Source organism: Acinetobacter sp. CFCC 11171, assembly GCF_003268405.1.
Classification (GTDB): Bacteria; Pseudomonadota; Gammaproteobacteria; order Pseudomonadales; family Moraxellaceae; genus Acinetobacter; species Acinetobacter amyesii.
The window spans coordinates 22,919-48,266 of record NZ_LQXP01000011.1 but is presented as its reverse complement, the minus strand read 5'-3'; the positions used below and the strand labels follow the sequence as shown (position 1 = coordinate 48,266).

Below are 25,348 nucleotides of genomic sequence, written 5' to 3'. Positions count from 1 at the left end.
GTGGCACGTCGACCGAACCGCTATACCGAAGAAGACTTTGAATCCTTAGAAGGACGTGCAAGTAAAACTGAGCAAAAGAAAGCTGTACAACGTATGGCTGCTTTGGGCGAGGAACTTGCAAAACTGAATCCTAAACAGATTAAAAATCTTCCTGTTGAAGAGCGTCTGATCGAAGCACTACTAGATGCACAAACCATTACTTCACATGAAGCGCGACGCCGTCAGTTTCAACGTGTAGGTAAATTGCTGCGTAATGAAGATGAAACCATGATTTTATCTTACTTAACCCCGCAGCAAGGTGCGAAAAAAACAGCGCAGCTTCAACGCTGGACTGAACGTATGATTGCCCAAGGTGATCCTGTCATTAAAGAGTTCATGAAAGCACATAATGCTGCTGAACATCATCCTATTCGTCAGCATATTTTGCGTATTCAACGTGATATAGCCAAAAATGTAAGCGAAGAAGAACTGACTGCGTCAAAGTTGAAATTGTTTAACTACATTCAACAAGTGGCTTTATTATCTGATAACTAATACATGATTAGATAGCCAAGTACTTAGATAGCTCAATGATCAGAGAATTCAACATGATCTGATCATTGAAGCAAAACGTGAAGTTATAGACTTCACATCAAAAAAGCGACCTGATTAGGTCGCTTTTTGTTGCTTAAATGATTGAAAAAATCATGCTTGGCTTTGAGTTTGAATATTAACCAAATTCACCAACAGCGCGCTCTTTAGCCCATTCACGTAGAACGAACTTCTGAAGTTTACCTGTCGAGGTTTTTGGAATTTCGGTAATCACTACATCTTTAGGTACTTTGAAACGTGCAAGGTGCTGCTTACAGAATTCGATCAGTTCTTCAGGCGTTGCTTCTTTACCTGCTTTTAATTCAATAAAGGCACAAGGCACTTCTTGCCAACGAGGGTCAGGTTTTGCAACCACTGCAGCTGTCAGTACAGCAGGGTGTTGATATAGAATTTCTTCTACTTCGAGCGATGAAATGTTTTCACCCCCTGAAATGATCACATCTTTAGAGCGGTCAGTAATTTTGGCGTAACCGTCAGGTTGGCAGACGGCTAAGTCGCCGGTATGGAACCAGCCACCGGCAAAGGCTTCAGCCGTTGCTTCTGGGTTTTTCAAATAGCCTTTCATTACGATGTTGCCACGGAACATGATTTCACCCATGGTCTGGCCATCATGCGGAACAGGTAACATGGTTTCAGGATCAATGACTTTCATGCCGTCTTGAAGCGGGTATGGTACACCTTGGCGAGAATGCAACTGTGCTTGTTCTTGAATGGAAAGATCAGACCAACCAGCTTGCGATGCGCAAAGTGCTGATGGACCATAGGTTTCAGTCAAACCGTAAACATGTGTGACATTGATACCAATATTACGCATCCCTTCAATAATCGCTGCAGGTGGCGCTGCACCAGCAACCATCACTTCAACGCGATGGTCAAATTGTGCTTTTTTCTCTTCAGGCGTATTGATCATCATTGAAAGTACGATTGGCGCACCGCAGAAATAATCTACTTTGTGTTCTGCAATCAGTTTGAAAATCAGTTCAGGGTCAATTTTACGTAGACAAATATTGGTTCCGCCATTGGCTGCCATTGTCCAAGCAAAGCACCAGCCATTACAGTGGAATAGAGGAAGCGTCCACAGATACGTTGCACGTGGCGTCATGCCGCAAGCAATGATGTTACTCGCTGCATTGATATATGCGCCGCGGTGATGATACACCACGCCTTTTGGATTCCCTGTGGTACCCGAGGTATAGCTTAAACTAATCGCATCCCATTCATCTTGAGGTAAGTGCCATTCAAAGTTGGCATCGCCTTGCGCCAACCAGTCTTCAAATTCGATTTGTCCAATCGGTTGTGCTGTACCTTCAAATTCAGCATCTGCAACATCAATGACATAAATGTCTTGATCGATCAAAGCCAAAGCTTCGGTGGCAACTTGAGCAAATTCAGGGTCAACCAACAGGACTTTGGTTTCTGCATGTTCCAGCATGAAGGCAATGGTTTTCGCATCAAGGCGTGTATTTAGCGTATTTAGTACAGCACCCGCCATCGGTACGGCAAAGTGTGCTTCAACCATAGCCGGAACGTTCGGTAATAACACAGACACGGTGTCGTTTTTGCCAATGCCTAATTGTTGCAACTGATGTGCAAATTGACGACAGCGGTTATATGTTTGGCGCCATGAAATATGACGATTGCCATGGATAATGGCATCCTGATCAGGATAAATATAAGCTGCACGCTCTAAATAACGTAGAGGCGAAAGTGCCACAAAATTTGCCGGGGTCCGTGGCAATTCATCGTATGCGCTAACCATCGTGGTACTCCAAGTCCATGTCTATTTGTTTTAAATCTGACTTAACAATAATTCAGTCCGTAGCTTCTCTGCATTTATGCTTTAGTCGAGTATTTACACTAAATTTTTAAGTGATTGAAATTTAGTAAAATAAAAACAGTAAAGTGACAAAAATGAACCCTGTGGTTCTCAAAATTGATTTTTTAGCATAAATAATTTAGTTGAAAAATATACAGGGTTTGTTGTTTTTTTATACTAATTTAGCAGATATTTCCGTGTGTGATCTTTTTTATTGATTCGGTTTGAATGATGCTTAATGAAAAATGTAGAGCGCCTTGAATAGTCTGTGTGGGGATATAAACGAATGATATTTTCTTTAATTGATCGTGGCTTATTTACTGTTTTATAACAATAAACTTAAATTTGAGAAGATGCTGAACTTCGTATAATCTAAGTAAAAAATCAAGATGGCTTGTGCATTAACATTGCAAAAGCGGAAATCAAAAATAAAACAATACGGCTAAATACAATAAAAAGTATGGCGACAAGGATGAATATGACAATTCAACACGACATTGCATGGGAAAATTGGTCAGGTGCTCAGAAGTCGATCCCGAAGTCATTTATACAACCGCAAAATCTTGAGCAATTAATGGATGTGGTGCAATCCCATCCTAAGATTCGTATGGTCGGTGCAGGGCACTCATTTAGCCCTTTGGCAAAAACCACAGATACCTTAGTACGTTTAGATCATCTCAAAGGCATTCTAGATATCGATGCTGAACGCTGCCAAAGTACCGTCCAAGCTGGCACACGATTATTTGATTTGGGTGAGAAGCTCGCGTCTTTTGATCAGGCACTGATTAATCAAGGAGATATTGATCGTCAAAGTTTGGCTGGAGCTATTGCAACAGGGACGCATGGTACCGGACTCGAATTACCGTGTTTATCGGCATTGGTTACGAGGTTTGAATTATTAACCGCGCAGGGTGAATTACTACAATGCAGTGCTGAACAGAACAGCGAAATTTTCCAAGCAGGGCGTGTTTCACTCGGGAGTTTAGGCGTGCTGACGCATGTACAGCTGCAAAATCGGCCGATGTATAAACTCAAAGAACAAACGCGATTATGTCCGCTGAAAGATGTCATGCAGAATATGCAGCAATGGCAATATGCACATCGACATATTGAGTTCTGGGTATTTAGTCATGCCGATCAGGTTATTTTAAAAACCTTAGATGAGACGGAAGATGACCTTCAACCGCGAAAAGAACAGTGGTTAGATGATGACGTATTACTCAAATTTTGTGCAGAATTGACGCGAATTTTTCCACCACTGAATCCATGGCTACAAAACTTATTGGGTGTTTTTGTCAAACCTTCGATGAACGTAGATTGGTCAAGTCGAATTTTTCCTTCTGCTCGAAATACCAAATTTAATGAGATGGAATACCAGATTCCGCTGCAACACGGGATGAATTGTTTAGAAGAAATTTTGCATACCCTTCGACGACATAAGGTTCCGATGTTTTTCCCGCTAGAATATCGACTTGTACGTGGGGATGATATTTGGCTCAGTCCGTTTTATCAGCAAGATTCGGCCTCAATTTCGGTGCATCAGTTCTATAAGCAAGATTATCAAGTCATCTTTAAGCTCGTGGAGCCGATTTTTTTAAAATATGGCGGGCGTCCGCATTGGGGGAAATTGCATAGCCTAAATGCGCGGCAGCTTCAAAATGTGTACCCAAAGTGGCAGGATTTTTTAAATATTCGACAAGAATTAGATCCGAAGCAAAAGTGGCTCAGTCCAGAGCTACAGCAAATACTGATTGAATAAGCATCGTGGAACGTTAAACGTTGAAGACCAATTGAACGATATGAACAAGGGGATGGCATGGATGCATATTTTCAAAAGTTGAATACGCTGTTAAAGCAAAACGGGACGGGGATGCCGCAGTTAATCGTGGATATTGACGCATTAAATCACAACTTGGGGGTCACTCAGCAGCAAATACCATACAGTCTGCATCCTCGCTTGGTGGTGAAATCCTTGGCGTGCATGGCATTGCTTCAACACTGTGCTACACAGCTCAAGACACAGCGTTTCATGCTATTTCATTTTGCACATCTAAAAACACTTTTTGAATCGATACCGCAAGCCGATGTGTTGTTTGGAAAACCGATGCCGATTCAGGCCTTGAACCATGCAGACAAGGCGTTTTTGCAGGCAACGCAATCGCAAGTGCAATGGCTTATTGATAGTGAACAGCGTTTAGCTCAATACCTCAAATTTGCTGAGCAGCATCAACTGTGTCTACGTATCAATATTGAAATCGATGTTGGGCTACATCGTGGTGGTCTGAAAACGATCGATGAGCTAAAGGCTGTTTTGGATCTAATAGTTCAACATCCCCAACATTTAAAATTTTCAGGATTAATGGGCTATGACGCACATGTGGCGAAGATTCCACGGCTGATCCAATCTGCTGAACAGACTTATCAACAGTCCCAGCAAAGTTATCAACAATTCAAAGCTTATGTACAACAGCGCTACCCAACCTTATGTGATGAACACACCTGTTGGAATGGTGGTGGTAGTCCTAGTTTTAGTTTTCATTGTCAGCAGAGTGTCTGTAACGAAGTCTCGTTTGGCTCGATGTTATTAAAACCCGCAGATTTTGAACTGAAAAATTTACAAGCTTTCCAAAGTGCCTTGTGGATCGCCACGCCTGTGTTAAAAGTGTTGCCGCGGACTGAATTACCACAGTTAGAATGGCTCAGTCGTTGGGCAAAATATCAGGCTGTATTTATTTATGGAGGTTATTGGCGAGGGGACTATGTTTATCCTCAAGGCAGTCAGCCCCATGCGTTATATTGTCGCAGTAGTAATCAGGAGCTTGTGCAAATTCCACAGACAAGCAGCATAGATGTAGATGATTATATTTTTTTACGCCCTACCCAGAGTGAAATGATCATCCCTCAATTTGCACAGCTTTGGTTGTACCAAGCCGATCAATTCATGGCCTTTGAGACCTTCAGAGAATAAAAAAGAGCCCGTATGGACTCTTTTTAGGTTCAATTGTTTTGAAAAAAGCTCATGATTTGAAGCTTACTCAAATCCACTGTAGTGAATACCCGTGAGGTTCGACATTTCTTTTTTCCATGTGGTCAGGTCATCTTTGCAGAATTGATTCAGATGATGATGTCCGCAGGCACGAGCCATGACTTGCATCAGTTCAACGGATGCATTTAGAAAATTCGCCAGTTGTTGTGCCGATTTGTCTATTTCTAAACGACGACGTAAATGATCTTGTTGTGTGGCAATGCCGACAGAACAATCATTGGTCTGACAGGCACGCATAGCTAAACAGCCAATGGCTTGCATGGCAGAGTTTGAAATCGCGATGGCATCTGCACCTAAAGCGAGGGCCTTAATAAAGTCAGCGGGTACACGAAGTCCACCTGTGATCACTAAACTAATATCTGACCGTCCTAAACGGTCTAAATGACGACGTGCTCGTGCAAGTGCAGGAATGGTCGGTACAGAGATATTGTCACGGAATAAGGTTGGGGCTGCACCTGTTCCACCGCCACGACCATCTAAAATAATATAGTCCACACCGATGCTGAGTGCTGCGTCAATATCACGTTCAATATGCTGTGCGGAGAGTTTATAGCCGATCGGGATGCCGCCGGTTTCTGCTCGGACATATTCTGCAAATTCACGATATTGTGAAAGATGAGTCCAGTCGGGGAAAGTTGCAGGAGAAATGGCTGCGGTGCCTTCTGGTAATTTGCGCACTTCTGCAATCTTGCCAACCACTTTATGGCCTGGCAGATGTCCTCCCGTACCTGTTTTTGCAGCTTGACCGCCTTTAAAATGAAAGGCCTGACACTTTTTAACTTTTTCGATGTCATAGCCAAAACGACCCGATGCAAGTTCATAAAAATAACGTGAATTGGCCGCTTGTTCCTCAGCAAGCATTCCACCTTCACCTGAACAAATGCCTGTACCTGCAAGTTCAGCACCTATTGCAAGGGCAACTTTGGCTTCTTGAGATAATGCACCAAAACTCATATCTGACACAAACAGGGGGATTTTGAGTTTTAAGGGTTTTTTAGCATTTGGGCCAATTACCACTTCGGTCGCTACGGGTGCATCATCTAATAATGGAATTTTCCACAGTTGTGCGGTGATCAGTTGAATGTCCTCCCATTTCGGGAGTTGATTAAAAGGTACGCCCATCGCCGCTGTCGGACCATGATGTCCAAAGTTTTTCAAGCCATTTCGCGCGAGTTCTAAAATAAATTTATTGTGCGGTTCTTCAGGTGCGGGTGCCGAATCCGCATATAAACCTTGGTATTGATCGCGTTTATACTGCTGTGGATTGCGTTTTTCCCAAGCTGTAATTTCTTCTAAATCTACAAAAACCTGATCGCCTTCCACCCACGCTTTAAATTTTTGCAGATTTTTATTCAGATAACGTGGATTGATGCCAGTTTTATAAATATAGTGAGAACCATGCAGCCCACAGACGATTTTATCTCCTTGAATATGGGCATCGGCCATGAGGGCGCCGCGATGCTGACAGCGACCATACATGACTACGACTTGTTCTGCATCATCATCTTCGAGCCTTAAGACCACAAGATCGACATTGGCTGCGAGGGCATAAGCGGGTTGGAGCGGTTTTAAACTAGACCAAGATATAAGTGAGTGTGCTTGCATGATACCTGCTACATAAAGATTTCAGTGGGTATTGGTGTTCGAAATTCGGAATAATTTTATGAATTAGAACGTGATTATTATGTTGACAGCATAAAGCGCATTTCGGCTGAAATCTGCTTGAATTATCAGGAGTCTTGTAAAAGGCGGTAGAAAAATCAACTTCCATGGGATTAGAGGTTTATTAAAGTTGGCAGGGCGTGTAAAATTTAGGTCGAATTTTATTTATCCACCGTTTTTATCTTTTGAGGGTCTCCCTCGATCATAATCTCGCGGTGACATGCTCCATTGTACGGGGCATCACTCCTTAAGGATTTTTATATGCCAATTATCACTTTGCCAAATGGCGATCAAAAAGAATTTGATCATGCCGTGTCTGTGATGGAAGTTGCTCAAAGCATCGGTCCTGGTCTAGCAAAAAATACAGTTGCGGGTCGTGTAAACGATCGTTTAGTTGATGCGTCTGATTTAATTACAGAAGATGCTAGCCTACAAATTATCACGCCTAAAGATGAAGATGGTATTCACATCATTCGTCACTCTTGTGCGCACTTGGTGGGTCATGCAGTTAAGCAATTGTTCCCAGAAGCAAAGATGGTCATTGGTCCTGTCATTGAAGAAGGTTTCTACTATGACATCTGGATGCCACGTCCGTTTACTTTAGATGACATGGCAGCAATCGAAGAGCGCATGAAAAAGCTCATCGACCAAGACTATGATGTCATCAAAAAAATGACTCCACGTGACGAAGTGATCAAAGAGTTCACTGCACGCGGCGAAGAATACAAATTGCGTCTGATCGAAGACATGCCTGAAGAAACTGAAATGGGCTTGTACTACCATCAAGACTACTTGGACATGTGCCGTGGTCCGCACGTTCCAAATACTAAATTCTTAAAATCGTTCAAGTTGACTAAAATCTCTGGTGCTTACTGGCGCGGTGATGCGAAAAACGAACAGCTGCAACGTATTTACGGTACAGCTTGGGCTGACAAAAAACAGTTAGCTGCGTATATCAAACGTATTGAAGAAGCTGAAAAACGCGATCACCGTAAAATTGGTAAAGCGTTAGACTTGTTCCATATGCAAGAAGAAGCGCCGGGTATGGTGTTCTGGCATCCAAACGGCTGGACGATTTACCAAGTGCTTGAACAATACATGCGTAAAGTTCAACAAGCCAACGGTTACCAAGAAATCCGTACACCGCAAGTGGTTGATTTCACGCTTTGGGAAAAATCAGGTCACGCAGCAAACTATGCTGAAAACATGTTTACGACTCACTCAGAGAACCGTAACTATGCTGTAAAACCAATGAACTGCCCATGTCACGTGCAAGTCTTCAACCAAGGTTTGAAATCTTACCGTGATCTTCCAATTCGTTTGGCTGAGTTTGGTTCATGTCACCGTAACGAACCATCGGGTTCATTACACGGCATTATGCGTGTACGTGGCTTTACACAAGATGATGCGCATATCTTCTGTACCAAAGAACAAATCGGTACTGAAGTTGCAGACTTTATTAAACTGACATTAGATGTTTATAAAGACTTCGGCTTTGAAGAAGTACAAATGAAGTTGTCGACACGTCCAGAAAAACGTGTAGGTGATGACAAACTTTGGGACATGGCAGAAAAATCTTTAGCAGATGCTTTAGATGCTGCAGGCCTAGAGTGGGAACTTCAACCGGGTGAAGGTGCATTCTACGGTCCGAAAATTGAATTCTCATTGAAAGACTGCTTAGGTCGTGTATGGCAGTGCGGTACAATTCAATGTGACTTTAACTTACCAGAACGTCTTGACGCATCTTATGTGACTGAAGATAACGACCGTGATCAGCCTGTAATGTTGCACCGCGCAATACTTGGCAGTTTCGAGCGTTTTATTGGTATACTTATTGAACACTATGCTGGTTTCATGCCACCTTGGTTGTCTCCAATTCAAGCATGTGTGATGAACATTACCGATTCACAAGCTGAAGCATGTGAGTCAGTCGTCGCTAAACTTAAAGAAAGCGGTATCCGCGCGATTTCAGACTTGAGAAATGAGAAAATCGGCTTTAAGATTCGTGAACGTACTTTAGAGCGTATTCCTTACTTATTGGTTCTTGGGGACCGTGAAGTTGAGGAAGGTACTGTAAACGTCCGTACTCGCTCTGGAAAAAATTTGGGTACTATGTCAATTGATGCATTCGTTGACCTAGTAAAAGCAGCCGTAGCCGAACGCGGCCGGTACATTGTGGAGTAAAAGCGATTAAACAGCCTGACCGTAATCAACAGGGCGGAAAATCAAACCGTCCTGCCTTGAATGATGAAATTCGTGCAAAAGAAGTCCGTCTAGTAGACGAAAATGGCGAGCAAAAAGGGATTGTATCTCTTGCTGACGCTTTGCGTGCTGCAGAAGCAGTAGATCTTGACCTTGTTGAGATTGTTGCTAATGCTGAGCCACCAGTCTGCAAAATCATGGATTTTAACAAGCATTTGTTTGATCTAAAACAAAAGCAAAAAGAAGCGAAGAAAAAACAACATCAAGTACAGGTGAAAGAAATCAAGCTACGCCCTGGTACTGATGTTGGTGACTACAACGTTAAACTACGTGCCATTATCAAGTTCCTTGAAGAAGGCAATAAGGTAAAAATCACGCTTCGTTTCCGTGGTCGTGAAATGGCACACCAACAGTTAGGTTTGGCTCAATTGCAAAAAATTGAAGCTGACGTGGTTGACTATGGTGTTGTTGAACAAACCCCGAAAATGGAAGGCCGTCAAATGGGTATGCTACTTGGTCCTAAAAAGAAAAAGTAAGTATCCATAAAAAAGCACTGCATTTGCAGTGCTTTTTTTTTGCCTATATTTTGGTTTTTTAATCTCAATGATGTTCAAGGGCACCAATAATTTTTGCTGCGTATTGATTGGAAAATAGAGCAAAATTCATGAATGCGAACTTATGTCTGAGGGTATTAAGTAAGTTTCTTTAAGAAAGACAAATTTGATTATATTTTAATTGATATTCAATCGTTGTTTCGATTCAGACGTTTTGAAATGCTTTAATTTAGTTTTAATGTAGGTATAAAGTGAGCAAAGCTTTTTATTGAGCTAACTATGTGAGATCTATTTACATAACACCGGCCGTGAGATGGGGATTTTCAGTACCCTCTAATAGATCTTTATCTTGGTTATATTAGGTCGTATATTCCATGTCATAAAAGCGATCAGAACAAAGTACATTTCATATAAATAGATAGTAATACAGAGTAGGATTATTTTTTGCAAGATACGCCAAAATTTAAAAAGAGTAGATGAACAGCTTGTAAGCCAGACCCACCAAGGATTCATTAAAAACACCTATGGGTAAGATTAAGTTGAGAATAGATAAAAAACGAAACATATAAATTGGAATTGAAACACTATATTCTTGAGATGGCATGATTTTTTATTCTTGTTTGTCATGTTTTGAATCTAACTAATTTTCTTAATATAAAAAAGACCCCGAAGGGTCTTTTTTTTTATGAGAGTTTACTCAGCGATATTTTCTTGGACAGGACTTTCTATCAATGCCTTTTTGCCAATTGGAATTTGGCGTGGTAGTTTTTCTTCAGGAATAATACGCTGTAAGTCCACTGTCAATAAACCATTTTCATATAGGGCTTGTTGCACTTCTATATGTTCATCTAAGCGTAAAGACAGTTTAAATGTACGACGAGCAATGCCTTTATGCAGGAACTCCACAGTTGTATCTTGCGCTTCAGTTGGTTTACCTGAAATGCTTAGCACTTGATTTTCTAAGTTTAGCGAAAGTTCATCTTCTGTAAAACCTGCGGTTGCCACCACAATGCGATAGCTATTTTCAGCCGTTTTTTCAATATTGTATGGCGGGTAATTTGGTGTGTCGCTTTGCATGGCATAATCAAATAAATCGTTGAAACGATCAAAACCAATGCTACGACGGAAAAGTGGGTTAAGATTTAAACTACTCATAATTAGAACTCTCTTTAATAAGCAAAGTTGTAACAATAAGAAATGTTCAGTGATGCTTGGCATCCACTGTTCACTAACAAGATCGTTTGATCCTTGTACATGTATCAATATCGGTCTGTGCTGATTTTTTTCAAGGGATTTTTATAAAAAAATTATATTTTTTGAATTTTTGTACCTTAAATGATTTTAAAAGCAAAGTGATAATTCACATTTTAACGTTACTTTTCAGAAAACTGACAAGCTTTCACTGGATTAAACATGTTATACATAAAGCAAAATGAGATTGCCTTACTGAAAATTAAAAAGGAATATAGATGATTGATCTCTACTATTGGGGTACACCCAATGGACATAAAATTACCATCGCTTTAGAAGAAATGGGTTTGGAATACCAAATTTTTCCGATTAATATCTTGGAAAATGATCAATTTCAGCCAGACTTTTTGAGAATTTCTCCGAACAATAAAATCCCTGCAATCGTGGATCAGAATGGCCCACGAGGAGAGTCGATTTCAGTTTTTGAGTCTGGTGCGATTCTGCAATATCTCGGACGTAAAACAGGTTTGTTTTATCCAGAAGATGAGTTTGAGCGCGTTGAAGTTGAACAATGGTTGATGTGGCAAATGGGTGGTTTTGGGCCCATGTTAGGACAAAATCATCATTTTAGTCGTTTTGCACCTGAACGTATTCCGTATGCAACTGAACGTTATGTAAATGAATCTAAACGCTTATATAAAGTTTTGAACCATCAGTTGATTGGTCAAAAATTTGTGGCTGGAGAGTATTCGATTGCAGATATGGCTATTCTGCCTTGGGCACTGCGTCATGAATGGCAGCAAATTCAGCTGGAAGATTATCCATACGTGAAAGACTATATCGATCGACTGACGGCCCGTCCAGCGGTACAAAAAGCCTTAGCAATATACGTTTAAAAATAGAGCATGGAAACATGCTCTTTTTTTTATGGAATGAATAGAAGCTTTTTCCACCAAGGTCTTTGGTTTTCTTTCAGGGTCTTGAGTGAGAAGGGTTGTAAGGCAACAAAGGGGGAGGCTACACCATTTTCGATATAAGGTTTGAACTTGGCACGTAAAAGTGACTGCTCAACCCGCTTATCAATGTGTGTAAGTCCAGAGCTTTTGATTAATTCAGCTTTTTGAACTTCGCCGGTGGCTAAAACATACAATTTAAAACTAAGGTCACGATTTTGATTGCCCAGATCGTCATTGTTGAAGTTAAAGATAGGTCGCTTTTGCCAAATCATTTGATCTTGTGTAATCACGTGTTGTTTGGCAACTTCAGAAGGATATTGTGCATATAAAGCGGTCAAAATTTGTAATAACACGATAAAACTTAAGCAAAGAATTTTTTTCATAAAGTGAGTTAAAATTATTCAATATTCGCGTGGCAGATTAGAAGTCTCATGTATAAAAGTAAAGTGCGGAAAGACTCACCTTAAGATTTTAGATAGGACGGAAGAAAATTCTAACGCTGTGTTAGAATGCGGCGCTGCCGAAAAGAACGCGTTGTTGACGGCTTAGTTGGACGATTTTGCGATGAAAGACTTTTTCTTAAATTTTACCCGTATTGTTGAAAATAACCCAAGAATCTATTGGAGTATTATTTTTGGTATTGCAGGCTGCTTAGTGCTATTTGTCGCTGAAATTGTGCATGTTCAAAATATTCTTGCAGATTTACATACCAAAGATCAAAACTTGATGCGAGCTGCGATTGAACCGATTTCTTCACAATATAAATGGTCGAGAATCGTTGTAATTGTTGCAGCAGTGCTTTGGTCAAATTTTGAATATTTGAAGTCGAAGAAAAAATTAGGTCTCTAAGCATTCGTTTCGATGTGGTCGTTTTTAGTTTTATTCTTCGCGGCATTTGGGGCTGCGACCTTACTTCCTTTACAGTCCGAAGCCGTATTGCTCGGCTTGTTGAGCTATGGTCAACATAATCCATGGCTGCTGATTGTGGTGGCCAGTATTGGTAATATTCTCGGTTCTTGTGTGAATTGGTGGCTCGGTTTAAAAGTAGAACATTATAAAAATAAAACATGGTTTCCCGTGTCAGAGCTGAAAATGCAGCAGGCACAGGGTATTTATCACAAATATGGTTATTGGTCTTTGCTACTGAGTTGGCTGCCGATTATTGGAGACCCAATTACTTTAATCGCGGGTTTAATGAAAGAAAACTTCTGGCGATTTTTCACACTGGTCAGTATCGCCAAAATTGGACGTTATCTGTTTATCTACGGGCTATTTTTTCAATTACATTGAATATTTTTCAGCTGAATGCGCTCTTTAAATTGAATTTTAAAGATCTGATAAAACTTACGTGGCGCTTCGATTTTTGCCAGTTCAAATTTCTTTAATAGCAAGCGGGCAATTGGATCACTTGGACTTTGTATTAAACGAATATCGGAAATTTGGTTCTTACGATCTACGCTAAAACTAAAATCTATGCTGAATTGTTTTGCTTCAGATTCCGTCATCGGCAGCTTCATTGCGGGGACGTCTTTGTATTGAAATGTTCTATGTTGGCCAGACTGTTGGAGCTGCAAGCCCTCGGGCTCAAAATCAGCCCAGCAGGTTTTGATGGGCTTTCTTTTTGGTGTTTTACGTGTCGATGAATAGTCATCAGCATTAAATTCAAATGGCTGCGTCGCTCGGAAGGGATAGCTGATGCCCGAATCTATATAAGGCCTGAAGCGTGCCTTTTTTACCGCGTTAATGACCATATCATCCAAATCTGGCAAGCCTGAACTGGTGATGATTTTGACTGCGGTAATGTTGCCCGAGTTGTCTGCATCAATTGCGACATTGACAAATCTAGGGCGTCCTTCCAGATCTCCTGGCTCAAATTTAACTTTGGGTGCGCGCATCCAGCTGACAGGTCTGTCTTGCAATATTTTTACTTCGCTGGCGGGCGCAGTCTCAGCGGCAGCATACTGCGTGCACATCACTGTGCTTGCACAGAGCATTAGACCTATTGCTGTATATTGTTTCAACATAGTCATTCCATCAGTGCGCGGCACGCCAATGCATTATTTTAATGCCGCTAAAAATTGAGATTATGAGCAGCCATTCACTTTAAATTGAATTTCATCTTTAAAGTTCGACTTTTTATAGATCCAAAGGGTGCTCGCAGTACGTTTAACCGAGATCTGACTATTTCTTAGTGCTTCAACGACTTTCTGATCGAGTGCATAAATGCCAGAGCCTTGCTTGATCTTCACCTTTTTCACTTGTCCGTGTTTGTCCACTTTAAAGTTAAATTTGACTTTACGATCGTGCTGTTTCAATTCATGACTAGTGAGATCTAATTTTGGTTGAGATACATATTGGAATGGCGTTTTCTTATCTGCACTTTGTGCATTCCAAACTTTTGAATCAAAGTTGAAATCACATTCAGGCGTATTGCCTTTAACTCTCAAATTAAACGCTTGATAGCCAATAATGGCTTTGGCTTCACCATTTTCTAAATGTGGTTTGACTTTAGCTTTTTTGACAGCAGCAATTAAGATTCGGTCGAGTTGATCGACCCCTGTACTTTCTTCAACACTTGCATCGGTAATGGTGCCTTTTGCATTCGCTGTGACACGAATAATGGCCGCGCGGTCACGTTGCTTGAGGTCTTCATTGGCATATACTGGTTTTGGAAAAACCGACCAATTTAAACGCGTGGTTAAATGCGCAGGAGCAACTTCAATATTCTGTGCCGGAAGTTGATGGGTTTTGGTTGAAGCACTAAACGCTGTAGAAAATGGAGCGCAGGCTAAAAGGGTTAAGCACAGATATTGTTTCATAAGTCTATTCTAAGATCACAAAGTGAGTGATGAATGCGTCGATATTGCTGCGCAGTATTTCCTGTATTGGAAATACTGGCAAGGTTTAAATGGAAAATATGCCATTATTTTTTTGACTGATGGGTAATGTCGATTCCAAATAAGTCACGGGTTTTTGCGCTTTTGCGTTCAGCATCATAAACATTTGAATGAAGTTCTATTTTGCATTTAGGTGGAACACTACTTGCGGAATCAGTATTTTGTTCCCTAATTTAGTTTAATAGGTAGTTGAATAATAAATGAAGTGGCTTGACCATTCTCTATATACGGCTTAAATCTTGCACCTCTTAAGGATGCGCTGATTTTTCGATCCAAAGCATCTAAGCCTGTACTTTTGAGAGTTTCGACTTGAGTCACTTTACCTATCTCATTTACATATAAACGTGCAAGAAATTGATGAGATTTACCTTTTAGATCATTTTCATTAACGTCAATTTTTGGTGTTCTAAGAAAACTAACACCACTAGATTGTAATTTAAGCTCTTTAGGGCTGTTATTTATATCTGTTTCGGCATAAGAATAGCCACATAAAATACTGCTCAGTAAAATCAATGTTTTAATTTTCATAAAATAAATCTTAAATTATTAAAATAAAGGAGGAAAATGAGTATAAATCATCCATAAAAAAAAGGGCAAAATGAATATTTGCCCTTAATATGATCGGTAAATTTATTTTTTTAAATCATCATGACTTTGGGTGATATCTACTTTAAACAAATCACGTGTTTTTGCCCAACTGATTGCAACTACAGCCATGGTCATACAGCCACCAAAGATTGTCGCCATGATCGTGCCCATATATTTTGCAGCCAATCCAGATTCAAATGCACCGAGTTCATTACTACTGGAGACAAACATGCCATTGACCGCGGCTACACGGCCACGCATATTTTCAGGTGGATAGAGCTGTAAAATCGTTTGACGCACGACGACAGAAACACTGTCACATGCACCAGTCATTGCCAGTGCAAAGAGTGATAACCAAAGATGGCTTGAAAATGCGAATAAAATGGTAAATACACCAAAACCCGCTACAGCCAATAACATATTACGCCATGCATGATGGGTTGGAGGGAATTTGGTCAATGCAATCATGGTGATCAGAGCGCCAATAGACGGTGCTGCCCGTAAGTAGCCTAAACCTTCAGGCCCCACTTTTAAAATATCTTCGGCAAAAATCGGTAAGAGGGCAATCACGCCACCAAAAAGCACAGAAACTAAATCGAGTGAAATCGCCCAAAGGACAATTTTGGTTTTCCCGATAAAACGAAAACCTTCACTTAAACTATCTTTTAAATTGTCAGATTCAATTTTAGGGAAACTGCGTTTACTGAGCAGATTAATGAGGACGAAGCAGATCGTTAGTAGTGCTGCAACACTGAGCAAACTGGTTTCACGGCCTAAAAATGCCAACATAAAACCGCCAAGCATTGGCCCAATAATCACCCCACTTTGCCAACCAATCGTTGTCCATGTTGCACCATTGGCATAGAGCTCCCGCGGGATTAAAAAAGGTTTAAGCGACGTTGCCGAGGGATTATAGAAACCACGGATCGTTCCAAGCCCAAAAATGACCGCATAAATACCCCAAGACAGTTGGGTGACATCAATTTGGCCGAGACCGTATTGGTGAAATAACCCCCAAAGAATCAGTGGCATCGGTACAGAAAAAAACAGACAAATTTTCATAATGGTCTGTTTATTGAAACGATCTGCAAAGTATCCTCCCCACAAAGAGAGAGCAATAAAAGGAATTGCTTCGGCTAAACCAATTAAGCCCAGTGTTAGCGGGTCTTTAGTGATTTGATACAGTGAGTAAGCAACAATAATTTCTTGAATCAAAATGGCTAAGGTCAGACAAAATTGATTAAGCGTAACAATCGAGAAATCCCGATAACGTAGGGCTGCAAAAGCATCCTGTGCAGGTTTCATAATGGACATTAATAGTTGGCGTGCCGACATTATATAAGCCTTATTGGGCATCGCTTATAAAATCATCGGAAAATCTATATCAGAAAATTAATTAAGTTCGATATTCGGTAGAAAGATTCGCTTTTGTTTTGAACAAAGATGCTTTAGAATACTCGCTCCCTTACCTGCAGGGCGTCTTTGCAATGGTGCAGACGTGCCGAACAGGTGTTCAAAAGAGGTTCTTATGCCTAAGATGAAAACTCGCCGTGGTGCAGCTAAACGCTTCAAGCCAACTGCAAACGGTTTTAAACGTCACCAAGCGTTCAAACGACACATTTTGACCAAAAAATCTGCTAAGCGTATCCGTCAATTACGCGGCTGTGTAATGGTTCACGTAAGTGACGTTGCTTCAGTTCGCCGTATGTGCCCATACATCTAAGGAGATTATAAATGGCTCGTGTTAAACGTGGTGTACAGGCTCATCGCCGTCATAAAAAAATTCTTGCTCGTGCTAAAGGTTACTACGGCGCTCGTTCACGCGTATATCGCGTAGCGTTCCAAGCAGTAATCAAAGCAGGTCAATATGCTTACCGTGACCGTCGTCAAAAGAAACGTCAATTCCGTGCTCTATGGATTGCGCGTATCAATGCTGGTGCTCGTCAAAATGGTTTGTCGTACAGCCGTATGATCGCTGGCTTGAAAAAAGCTCAAGTGATTATCGACCGTCGCGTACTTGCTGACATCGCTATGCATGACGCAGTTGCGTTTGCTGCTTTAGCTTCTAAAGCTAAAGATGCATTAGCTGCATAAGTCTTTATGACTTAAAAAAAGACCGCTTTTAGCGGTCTTTTTTTATGGACGAAGTTGATTAGACATCTTATTTTTTCGACCATATGGCTAAAAACACAATGATGCCAATTGTGATTGCGGCAAATTTTATAAACTCAAATTGTTTAAAAAGTAAATAAAAGCCATAAAGTAAAGCGAATAGCATGGCAAAAATTAAAACTAAAGAAAAAAATACAACCCATGGTTTTTCAGGCTCTTTATCTGTTGAAGTGTTGGTGGCGGAAAGAGCTTGATCAGATGTCGACTTGAAATAATTAACTTTGGGGTATTTTTTCTGTAGTTGTTTGAGTAAAGCTTTCTCTTCATCATTGACTAAATTTTCGCGGTTGAAATGATTGGCTGTATAGCACGTGACATCTACATGGTGTTCTGACAGTTTGTACTCATAATCCAATAGTTGTGCATATTCTTCGGTTGTAAATAAATGGATCGGTGAGCTTTCGTTTTTTACATGTTTTAAATTTTGGATAGCAGCTTCGATTGAATTGAGCATTTCAAGCAGACTTAATCCAACTTGAGGTGAAGCTTGAGGATTCTCCAAAAGAGGGAGTGAGTCATCCAGAAGGCCATAATAATACAAATTATGGATTAGTTTAAATTGAGGCTGAATGTGGGTAGAAAACGGATGTTCAAATAAATCCAGTTGAATGCTATTTACTAAACTGCTCCAACTCGATTTTTTATCAAAGCAAAAGCATTCGTTCCGCTGTTGTTGATTGAGCTCAATTAATGTAAACAGCCCGAATGCGTCATGAAATTGTGTGGAACTTGCACCCCAAAACTCCCGAGGATCACCAATAGGGCTGATATCTAAAATTTTCGTTTCAGATTGGATTTGAACCAGTGCAAAGGCTTGATTTAAATTGTTGTGGAAAACAGCAAGAGGGTAGTTGGTTTTTACAAAGTCAAAATGAGGATGTTGATTAAGTTTTGCATGCTCAAAAAGAAGATCAAATGGATAAAGTGAGCATGTTCTAATCCGCTTTTCAGCCATATACATGATCAAATGATCAACTGAGTCATGTAGTAATGCATTGGTTTTAAAATCGCGAATCAAGAAAATGTCGCAAGCTTGGCCGCACCATGGGTGCAAAATCTCGTCATAGTAAATTTTCTGGTTAAAAAAGCGTTGAGCGTTATATTGCAAACCAAGAATAAATTGCTCGTAATGATCTATCATAATGAAGCATTTTTTTTATTTTTCAATTGTAAGCTATCTTAGCTTTAATTTGACTTAAAAGGTAACTGCTTGATGCGCAAACAGTATCACTTCCGCCAAGTAGGCGACGATACGTATATTTGGGATGTACATCACTTAGTAAAACTCAGTCAAAATTTCAAGGTTCAGCAAATTCCTGTAAGTGACATTCAAGAGTTGAACGAAGCTTATTGGTTTCCAAAATCTGCTCCGACCACACAGCAAATTATTGAACATCTGGAATTGGTAAATGCTGCGGACTTAAGTTATCCCATTATTTTATGTGCTAGTGGTCGAGTGATGGATGGGATGCATCGAGTCGCAAAAGCATGCATAACCAGTCAGTCGCATATATTAGCCGTTCAATTTGAACAAATCCCAAAGCCTGACTTTATCAATATCGATGCAGATCTTTTAAATTATCGTGAAGAATAAAAGTTAACCTATCTTATCTAATACTGTTATCTTGAAGTAGGTTCACTTGACTCAAGTAGATCATCATGACAATGAAAAAAATAAACGTAGTCGGTACATCTGCTACAGGAAAATCAACATTTTCTAGGGCATTGGCAACAAAGCTTGGTTTGCATTACATTGAATTAGATAACTTGTTTTGGTTAGATGATTGGCAGGAGTGTCCTGACGAAATCTTTTTTGCACGTATTGAAGCTGAAACTGCTAAAGCGAAAAATGGTTATGTTATTGATGGCAATTATACTCGGGCGATTCCTGTTAAATGGTCTGAAATAGATACGGTGATATGGTTAGACCTTCCGTTTCCAGTCAATTTATACCGCTCTGTAAAGCGCGCAATTTCTCGGGCTAAGTCCAAACAAGATCTTTGGCCAGATTCAAATAATCAGGAAAGTTTGTGGCGGATGTTTGGTCGAGATTCCATTGTCTGGTGGATGATTAAGACCCATAAAAAGAATCGTGAAAAATATCTACAGATGATGAATGCACCTGAATATCAACATATTCAATGGATTCGTTTAAAGTCTGCAAATGCAGTTGATGCATTTTTAGAACAATTGGACTCTTATGTTTTTGATATTTAAGTTTTGATGTTTTATCAATAAAAAGTGTAGTTAAGTTACAGAAATAATCTTTATACCGCGCTTTGCGACATGCCTAATGTATGGATAGAAAAGAACAAAAGGAAAATAAAATGTTGGCTGAAATAGTTGGTATGGGTCAAGGTAGCATTACTGTAGAGCTCGAAATGATTCCCCGCAAAGGTGAGGCAGTCAAAATCATGTATGGTGCAGACGCAGAGCTTGAGGGGGAAGTAGTCTCTGTCAGTCATTATATTAATCAACATGCCGATCAGCATCGCGTTCGATTAGAAATTCGTCCATTTAATTATTTAACGACCTCATAATTTTGAAATCTTTCATACAGAAGTATGTTTATAAAAAAGCCCTTCTATGAGAAGGGCTTTTTAGTGTTGATCATATTTATACAGTTAAAGTCCGAAGTAATAAGCCAATAAGCCAATCACTACCGTAATAATAATTAAAGTAATCACTCCACCTGCACCGGGTTTATTGGTTGGATTTGGCGTGTGTGCATGCTGAGGATTTGATTTTCTTTGCTCAGTTTTAAATCCATCCAGAGGAGAGCTTTCGACTACAGGAGTTAAACGTGCAGTTTTATAGTGATTGGCGACTTTAACAATAAATTTTGCCGTTAAATCTTCAGTTTTTTGAGCAAAATGGCGCAAATTTAACTGTTCTTCAGGTGTATAGATGCTGCCATCTGCATGATAGGGATGCTGAATTTTAGACTGAATGTGGCGGTTTAATGCATCTAAGCGATGCAAGCTGTCATGTGCAAAATCCGCTTGTGCATCCGTTGGCAAGAGTGCAAGTTTTGTAGATTCATTCGATTCGCTGCTCGGATCAGGCTGCGTACCATAATAAGGTGTGCCCAACACCTCCGGCTCAATAAAACCTTCCGCAGGTTTTTGTAAAAATAATTCTGCTTCAGTGAAGTTATGAATATCATCCCATCTTGGTAACTGCATATCCGCTTCGATGCGTTTAATGAGTTTATGGTTCAGCTCATAGCGCCAAAAGGTTTCTCGACGTATCTGCAGTTGTTGGGATGCAGGTGCGTCATAGTCATTTTCTGCGTTATACCACTCGGCAAGTTCTTTACCAAAAATCCATGCCTGCTTTTTATTTTTTTCGTGGCTCACAATAAAATGGGCAAAGGGAAGAAGTTCAACGTTAGCATTCGGATTTTGTTCATCATTCAGTAAGCTGGAGCTATGTAAACTTAAGCGTTGTACCCCTTGTTTTTTTAAGCCTTCTAGCCAAATTTGGAAATGTTGAGCCAATAAATGCTGTGATAGCAAATCACGAAAATGGAAACTGTGCTGATCAAAAATGTGGTGATTTAACCAACGTTGAAAACTTAAACCTTGGTTGAGAAATTCATTGCCATAAGTGACGAGTGTGAGCTGTTGTTTCCAGATTGGATCGAGTGCCATAAAGATTGGATCCCATTGATATTGTGTTTATCTTATACTTTTTTTAAAACTTGATGCTAATGCAATTTTAACTTGTGAATGCGCTTCATCATAACGGCTAAAAACTGTTAGAATAAGGGGTTTATATTATTTTTTTAAATTGTTGCTTTGAGAGTTACTATGTCACTGGAAGCCCTGACCACTGAAGCGCTCGCTGCGATTGCAGCAGCAGAGGACCTTGCTACACTCGACCAAGTGCGAGTGCAATTTACAGGGAAGAAAAGCCAGCTCGCGGAACAATCGAAGTCGCTCGGTAAAATGGACCCAGAAGAACGTAAAGTTTTTGGTGCTCAAATTCATGCCGTTCGTGAATCGATTACTGGCGCACTGACTGCTCGTCAAGCTGAATTACAAAAAGCTGCATTAGAACAAAAGCTTGCTAGCGAAACGATTGATATTACTTTACCCGGCCGTGGTCAAACGGTGGGTAGTATTCACCCTGTGACTCAAGTTCAAGAACGTATTTGCCAATTCTTTACCAAAGCTGGCTTTACTGTTGCGACTGGTCCAGAAGTTGAAGATGATTATCACAACTTTGAAGCATTGAACATTCCGGGTCATCACCCTGCACGTGCGATGCACGACACTTTCTATTTTGATGCGAATCATTTACTTCGTACGCATACCTCAGGCGTGCAAATTCGTACCATGGAAACGAGTCAGCCACCAATTCGTATTGTGTGTCCTGGTCGTGTTTATCGCTGTGACTCGGACCAAACGCATTCTCCAATGTTCCATCAAATCGAAGGTCTGTATGTGGCTGAAAACACTAGCTTTGCAGAACTTAAAGGTTTGTTGGTGAACTTGTTAAATGAATTCTTTGAAAAAGATTTGAAAGTACGTTTCCGTCCATCTTATTTCCCATTTACAGAGCCAAGTGCGGAAGTGGATATCATGGATGAACGTGGTAAATGGTTGGAAGTTTTGGGCTGCGGTATGGTGCATCCAAACGTTTTACAAGCCGCTGGCATTGACCCAGAAAAATACAAGGGCTTTGCCTTCGGTTTAGGTGTAGAACGTTTTGCAATGTTGCGTTATGGCATTAATGACCTACGTATGTTCTACCAAAATGATGTGCGTTTCTTACGCCAATTTGCTTAAACAGTTTTATACCTCTCCCTAACCTCTCCTAAAAGGAGAGGGGTTGTCCATCATGACTTAGGGTTCGTCCTCTTTCTTTAAAGGGGCGCTAGAGGGGATTAGAAATTTAGAATTAATAGGTTTTTATACAATGAAAATTAGCGAAAATTGGTTGCGTACATGGGTTAACCCAGCCATTCATAGCGATACACTTTCTGACCAACTGACCATGTTAGGTTTAGAAGTTGATGATTTATCTCCTGCTGCAAAACCATTTACTGGTGTAGTAATCGGTGAAGTTTTAACAGTGGTTCAACATCCCGATGCTGATCGTTTACGTGTCACTACTGTAAACATCGGTTCAGGCGAGCCGTTACAAATCGTTTGTGGCGCTCCAAACGTACGTGTAGGCATGAAAGCTCCTGTAGCAACCATTGGTGCAGTACTTCCGGGTGATTTCAAAATTAAAAAAGGCAAGCTTCGTGGTGTTGAATCACAAGGCATGCTGTGCGGTGCGTCTGAAATTGATCTTGAAGACAAAATCGACGGTCTATTGGAGCTTCCTGCCGATGCACCTGTTGGTGTAAATGTGCGTGAATATTTAGATCTTGATGACAATGTGATTGATATCAGCATCACGCCAAACCGTGGTGACTGCTTCAGTATTCGTGGTATTGCACGTGAAATTGGTGTGATTAACCAACTCCCTGTGACTGCACCATTGATTACAGAAGTTGCTGCAACAATTACTGATGAGAAGAAAGTTGTTGTTGAAACTGATGGTTGCCCACGCTATTTAGGTCGAGTGATCAAAAACGTTAATACCAAAGCACCAACTCCTGAGTGGATGGAGCGTGCATTAGCTCGTGCAGGCATTCGTCAGCACAGTATTTTGGTCGATATTACCAACTACGTTTTAATGGAATTGGGTCAACCTTTACATGCATTCGATGGCGGTAAAGTTGAAGGTTCTGTTCGTGTACGCCAAGCAACAGCAGCAGAAAAATTAACGTTGTTGAATGAACAAGAAGTTGAATTATCTGAAAACGTGATGGTGATTGCGGATGATCAAAAAGCTTTGGCGATTGCAGGAATCATGGGTGGTCTAAGTTCAGCGGTTTCTGATGATACCACTGAAATTTTCCTTGAGTCGGCGTTCTTTGATCAACTCTATATCGCAGGTCGTGCACGTAGTTTTGGTTTGCATACTGATGCATCTCAGCGTTATGAACGCGGTGTAGACTTTGAATTGCCGATGACGGCAATGCACCGTGCTTCTCAACTTATCGCTGATTTAGCTGGTGGTGAGTTTGGTCCAATTACTGTTGCTGAAAAAGTAGAGCTATTACCAAAACGTGAAGCCATTGAACTGAACCAAGCGCAAGTCGATCAACTGCTTGGTTATAAAGTTGAATCTGCATTTATTACCGATGCTTTAACGCGTTTGGGTTGCAATGTCACTGTGAAAGCAGAAGGTGAGTGGACAGTTGTACCGCCATCACACCGCTTTGATATGGCGATTTATCAAGACCTGATCGAAGAAGTGGCACGTATTCACGGTTACGACAATATTCAAATCAGCTTGCCAGTGATTGATGTCAAACTAGCGAAATACCAAGACCAATTTGAATTGGTTCAGTTACGCCAAACTGCAGTGGCTTTGGGTTATCAAGAAGCAATTAGCTTTAGCTTTGCAGATGCGAAACTAGAGAAACAATTGAATCCACAGGTTCAACCACTAGCGCTTGCAAACCCGATTTCTAGCGACCTTGCAGTGATGCGTTCAACCTTATTATCAAGTTTGATCCCATGTGTGCAATACAACGTGAACCGTCAGCAAAACCGTGTGCGTTTCTATGAGCTTGGTCTACGTTTTGATTATCAAGGTGCGAACAGCATTCATGATCTCAAACAGATACCAACCTTTGCACTAGTTGCAACAGGTTCGCGTACGACTGAATCTTGGCATGGTAAAGCACAGCCAATGGATTTCTTTGACTTTAAAGGCGATGTAGAGGAGATTTTAAATTCTGCACGTTTAAATGTTGAATATGTACGTTCAGAGCGTACGTGGTTACATCCAGGTCAATCTGCTGAAATCTTAGTCAATGGTCAATCAATTGGTTACTTTGGTCGTTTACACCCATCTTTAGAAGATGAGTTGGATTTGGCGACTACTTGGGTCGCTGAATTAGATCAATCGGCTGTTTTGCAAACTTATGTATCTAATTTTACAGAATTATCACGTTTTCCGTCGGTTCGACGTGATATTGCGCTTTTAATTAGTGATAAGATTAATGTTAGTGAAATTCAGCAACTTATCGAAAAAACCGGCGGTGAGCTTTTAGACGCAGTTTGGTTATTCGATGTGTACACTGGTCAAGGTGTCGAAGAAGGCAAGCGCTCATTGGCATTTGCAATTCAATGGCAACATCCAACACGTACATTAGAAGATGCTGAAATCAAAACCGGTATGGATAACATACTTCAGGTGTTGGAAAACACTTACCAGGCGACATTGAGGGCTTCATGACAGCATTAACAAAAGCAGAAATGGCTGATCATTTAAGTGAGCTCACGAGTTTAAACCGTCGTGAAGCAAAACAAATGGTCGAGTTATTCTTCGATGAGATTAGCCAAGCGCTAATCTCTGGGGAACAAGTTAAACTCTCAGGTTTCGGTAACTTCGAGTTGCGTGATAAACGTCAACGCCCAGGCCGTAACCCGAAAACGGGTGAAGAAATTCCGATTTCTGCCCGTCGTGTAGTGACCTTCCGTGCGGGACAAAAATTCCGTCAACGTGTTGGAAATGAGCAGATCAATTGATCTGCTTTTTTTTTCCTTTGATTTACGAGGCGCAGTGCTCATCATCTATCGCACAATTCATATTGAAGAATATTC

Annotated in this window: 26 protein-coding genes; 16 read left to right on the top strand and 10 right to left on the bottom strand. The window is 40.6% G+C overall.

Annotation, left to right across the window (positions count from 1 at the left end):
• Positions 1-534 (top strand): ribosome biogenesis factor YjgA, encoded by a 534-nt coding sequence (yjgA, locus tag AVJ20_RS07265; RefSeq protein ID WP_078189593.1) that lies wholly within the window; start codon positions 1-3, stop codon positions 532-534.
• 175 nt (positions 535-709) lie between these two features.
• On the opposite strand, the gene AVJ20_RS07260 is transcribed toward yjgA, so the two are convergent.
• Complete coding sequence (locus tag AVJ20_RS07260; RefSeq protein ID WP_111884733.1) at positions 710-2,350, bottom strand: acyl-CoA synthetase; 1,641 nt, start codon at positions 2,348-2,350, stop codon at positions 710-712.
• Positions 2,351-2,885: 535 nt separating this feature from the next.
• On the opposite strand from AVJ20_RS07260, the gene AVJ20_RS07255 reads away from it, so the two are divergent.
• Together AVJ20_RS07255 and AVJ20_RS07250 are read left to right on the top strand one after the other, a co-directional pair.
• Positions 2,886-4,166: a D-arabinono-1,4-lactone oxidase gene (locus tag AVJ20_RS07255; protein WP_111884765.1), complete on the top strand. Its 1,281-nt coding sequence runs from the start codon at positions 2,886-2,888 to the stop codon at positions 4,164-4,166.
• Positions 4,167-4,223: 57 nt separating this feature from the next.
• Positions 4,224-5,375 (top strand): alanine racemase, encoded by a 1,152-nt coding sequence (locus tag AVJ20_RS07250; protein WP_111884732.1) that lies wholly within the window; start codon positions 4,224-4,226, stop codon positions 5,373-5,375.
• A gap of 63 nt (positions 5,376-5,438) precedes the next feature.
• Here AVJ20_RS07250 and AVJ20_RS07245 read toward each other — a convergent pair whose 3' ends face one another.
• Positions 5,439-7,058 carry a glutamate synthase-related protein gene (locus tag AVJ20_RS07245; RefSeq protein WP_111884731.1) on the bottom strand — a complete coding sequence of 540 codons (1,620 nt, stop codon included), beginning with the start codon at positions 7,056-7,058 and terminating at the stop codon, positions 5,439-5,441.
• A gap of 318 nt (positions 7,059-7,376) precedes the next feature.
• Between AVJ20_RS07245 and thrS the strand changes: the two genes are divergently transcribed.
• Together thrS and infC are read left to right on the top strand one after the other, a co-directional pair.
• Positions 7,377-9,299 (top strand): threonine--tRNA ligase, encoded by a 1,923-nt coding sequence (thrS, locus tag AVJ20_RS07240; protein ID WP_078189589.1) that lies wholly within the window; start codon positions 7,377-7,379, stop codon positions 9,297-9,299.
• Positions 9,300-9,304: 5 nt separating this feature from the next.
• Entirely contained in the window at positions 9,305-9,853 is a 549-nt protein-coding gene (gene infC / locus AVJ20_RS07235) for a translation initiation factor IF-3 (protein WP_078192643.1), read from the top strand.
• Between the two features lie 711 nt (positions 9,854-10,564).
• Here infC and AVJ20_RS07230 read toward each other — a convergent pair.
• Complete coding sequence (locus tag AVJ20_RS07230) at positions 10,565-11,026, bottom strand: Hsp20 family protein (RefSeq protein WP_078192642.1); 462 nt, start codon at positions 11,024-11,026, stop codon at positions 10,565-10,567.
• 314 nt (positions 11,027-11,340) lie between these two features.
• Here AVJ20_RS07230 and AVJ20_RS07225 point away from each other — a divergent pair, with 314 nt between their 5' ends.
• On the top strand, positions 11,341-11,958 hold the full coding sequence (locus tag AVJ20_RS07225) for a glutathione S-transferase N-terminal domain-containing protein (protein WP_111884730.1): 618 nt from the start codon (positions 11,341-11,343) through the stop codon (positions 11,956-11,958).
• A gap of 29 nt (positions 11,959-11,987) precedes the next feature.
• Here AVJ20_RS07225 and AVJ20_RS07220 read toward each other — a convergent pair whose 3' ends face one another.
• The gene (locus tag AVJ20_RS07220) at positions 11,988-12,371 is read right to left on the bottom strand and encodes an energy transducer TonB (protein WP_162689746.1); all 384 of its coding nucleotides are present in this window, start codon (positions 12,369-12,371) and stop codon (positions 11,988-11,990) included.
• Positions 12,372-12,582: 211 nt separating this feature from the next.
• Between AVJ20_RS07220 and AVJ20_RS07215 the strand changes: the two genes are divergently transcribed.
• Both AVJ20_RS07215 and AVJ20_RS07210 read left to right on the top strand, forming a co-directional pair.
• Positions 12,583-12,867 carry a hypothetical protein gene (locus tag AVJ20_RS07215; RefSeq protein ID WP_078192639.1) on the top strand — a complete coding sequence of 95 codons (285 nt, stop codon included), beginning with the start codon at positions 12,583-12,585 and terminating at the stop codon, positions 12,865-12,867.
• A 12-nt stretch (positions 12,868-12,879) separates the two neighbouring features.
• Positions 12,880-13,308: a YqaA family protein gene (locus AVJ20_RS07210; RefSeq protein WP_111884728.1), complete on the top strand. Its 429-nt coding sequence runs from the start codon at positions 12,880-12,882 to the stop codon at positions 13,306-13,308.
• Here AVJ20_RS07210 and AVJ20_RS07205 read toward each other — a convergent pair.
• The 4 genes from AVJ20_RS07205 to AVJ20_RS07190 all read right to left on the bottom strand — a co-directional run bounded on the left by AVJ20_RS07205 (position 13,296) and on the right by AVJ20_RS07190 (position 16,808).
• On the bottom strand, positions 13,296-14,042 hold the full coding sequence (locus AVJ20_RS07205; protein ID WP_162689745.1) for an energy transducer TonB: 747 nt from the start codon (positions 14,040-14,042) through the stop codon (positions 13,296-13,298). The two genes, AVJ20_RS07210 and AVJ20_RS07205, sit on opposite strands and share 13 nt — an antisense overlap.
• 60 nt (positions 14,043-14,102) lie before the next feature.
• Positions 14,103-14,837, bottom strand: coding sequence for an energy transducer TonB (locus AVJ20_RS07200; RefSeq protein WP_111884726.1), 735 nt, complete (start codon positions 14,835-14,837; stop codon positions 14,103-14,105).
• A gap of 246 nt (positions 14,838-15,083) precedes the next feature.
• Positions 15,084-15,443: a TonB family protein gene (locus AVJ20_RS07195; protein WP_111884725.1), complete on the bottom strand. Its 360-nt coding sequence runs from the start codon at positions 15,441-15,443 to the stop codon at positions 15,084-15,086.
• 102 nt (positions 15,444-15,545) lie between these two features.
• Positions 15,546-16,808, bottom strand: coding sequence for an MFS transporter (locus AVJ20_RS07190; protein WP_111884764.1), 1,263 nt, complete (start codon positions 16,806-16,808; stop codon positions 15,546-15,548).
• A 223-nt stretch (positions 16,809-17,031) separates the two neighbouring features.
• On the opposite strand from AVJ20_RS07190, the gene rpmI reads away from it, so the two are divergent.
• Both rpmI and rplT read left to right on the top strand, forming a co-directional pair.
• Positions 17,032-17,226, top strand: a complete 195-nt coding sequence (gene rpmI, locus AVJ20_RS07185) for a 50S ribosomal protein L35 (RefSeq protein WP_065994397.1) — start codon at positions 17,032-17,034, stop codon at positions 17,224-17,226.
• Between the two features lie 11 nt (positions 17,227-17,237).
• Complete coding sequence (rplT, locus tag AVJ20_RS07180) at positions 17,238-17,597, top strand: 50S ribosomal protein L20 (protein WP_004647525.1); 360 nt, start codon at positions 17,238-17,240, stop codon at positions 17,595-17,597.
• Between the two features lie 67 nt (positions 17,598-17,664).
• Here rplT and AVJ20_RS07175 read toward each other — a convergent pair whose 3' ends face one another.
• Entirely contained in the window at positions 17,665-18,630 is a 966-nt protein-coding gene (locus AVJ20_RS07175) for a hypothetical protein (protein ID WP_162689744.1), read from the bottom strand.
• A 258-nt stretch (positions 18,631-18,888) separates the two neighbouring features.
• Between AVJ20_RS07175 and AVJ20_RS07170 the strand changes: the two genes are divergently transcribed.
• The 3 genes from AVJ20_RS07170 to AVJ20_RS07160 all read left to right on the top strand — a co-directional run bounded on the left by AVJ20_RS07170 (position 18,889) and on the right by AVJ20_RS07160 (position 20,215).
• Positions 18,889-19,269: a hypothetical protein gene (locus AVJ20_RS07170; RefSeq protein WP_111884723.1), complete on the top strand. Its 381-nt coding sequence runs from the start codon at positions 18,889-18,891 to the stop codon at positions 19,267-19,269.
• 71 nt (positions 19,270-19,340) lie between these two features.
• Positions 19,341-19,892 (top strand): adenylate kinase, encoded by a 552-nt coding sequence (locus tag AVJ20_RS07165; protein ID WP_111884722.1) that lies wholly within the window; start codon positions 19,341-19,343, stop codon positions 19,890-19,892.
• A 110-nt stretch (positions 19,893-20,002) separates the two neighbouring features.
• Positions 20,003-20,215 carry a hypothetical protein gene (locus AVJ20_RS07160; RefSeq protein WP_111884721.1) on the top strand — a complete coding sequence of 71 codons (213 nt, stop codon included), beginning with the start codon at positions 20,003-20,005 and terminating at the stop codon, positions 20,213-20,215.
• A gap of 84 nt (positions 20,216-20,299) precedes the next feature.
• Here AVJ20_RS07160 and AVJ20_RS07155 read toward each other — a convergent pair whose 3' ends face one another.
• Entirely contained in the window at positions 20,300-21,328 is a 1,029-nt protein-coding gene (locus tag AVJ20_RS07155) for a hypothetical protein (RefSeq protein WP_111884720.1), read from the bottom strand.
• Between the two features lie 159 nt (positions 21,329-21,487).
• Here AVJ20_RS07155 and pheS point away from each other — a divergent pair, with 159 nt between their 5' ends.
• From pheS to AVJ20_RS07140, 3 genes are all read left to right on the top strand, one after another.
• Positions 21,488-22,468 carry a phenylalanine--tRNA ligase subunit alpha gene (gene pheS, locus AVJ20_RS07150; protein ID WP_078189575.1) on the top strand — a complete coding sequence of 327 codons (981 nt, stop codon included), beginning with the start codon at positions 21,488-21,490 and terminating at the stop codon, positions 22,466-22,468.
• Between the two features lie 130 nt (positions 22,469-22,598).
• On the top strand, positions 22,599-24,980 hold the full coding sequence (gene pheT, locus AVJ20_RS07145) for a phenylalanine--tRNA ligase subunit beta (protein WP_111884719.1): 2,382 nt from the start codon (positions 22,599-22,601) through the stop codon (positions 24,978-24,980).
• Positions 24,977-25,273, top strand: coding sequence for an integration host factor subunit alpha (locus AVJ20_RS07140; protein ID WP_004783565.1), 297 nt, complete (start codon positions 24,977-24,979; stop codon positions 25,271-25,273). The genes pheT and AVJ20_RS07140 overlap by 4 nt, the downstream gene beginning before the upstream one ends.
• The last annotated feature ends 75 nt before the right edge of the window (positions 25,274-25,348 follow it).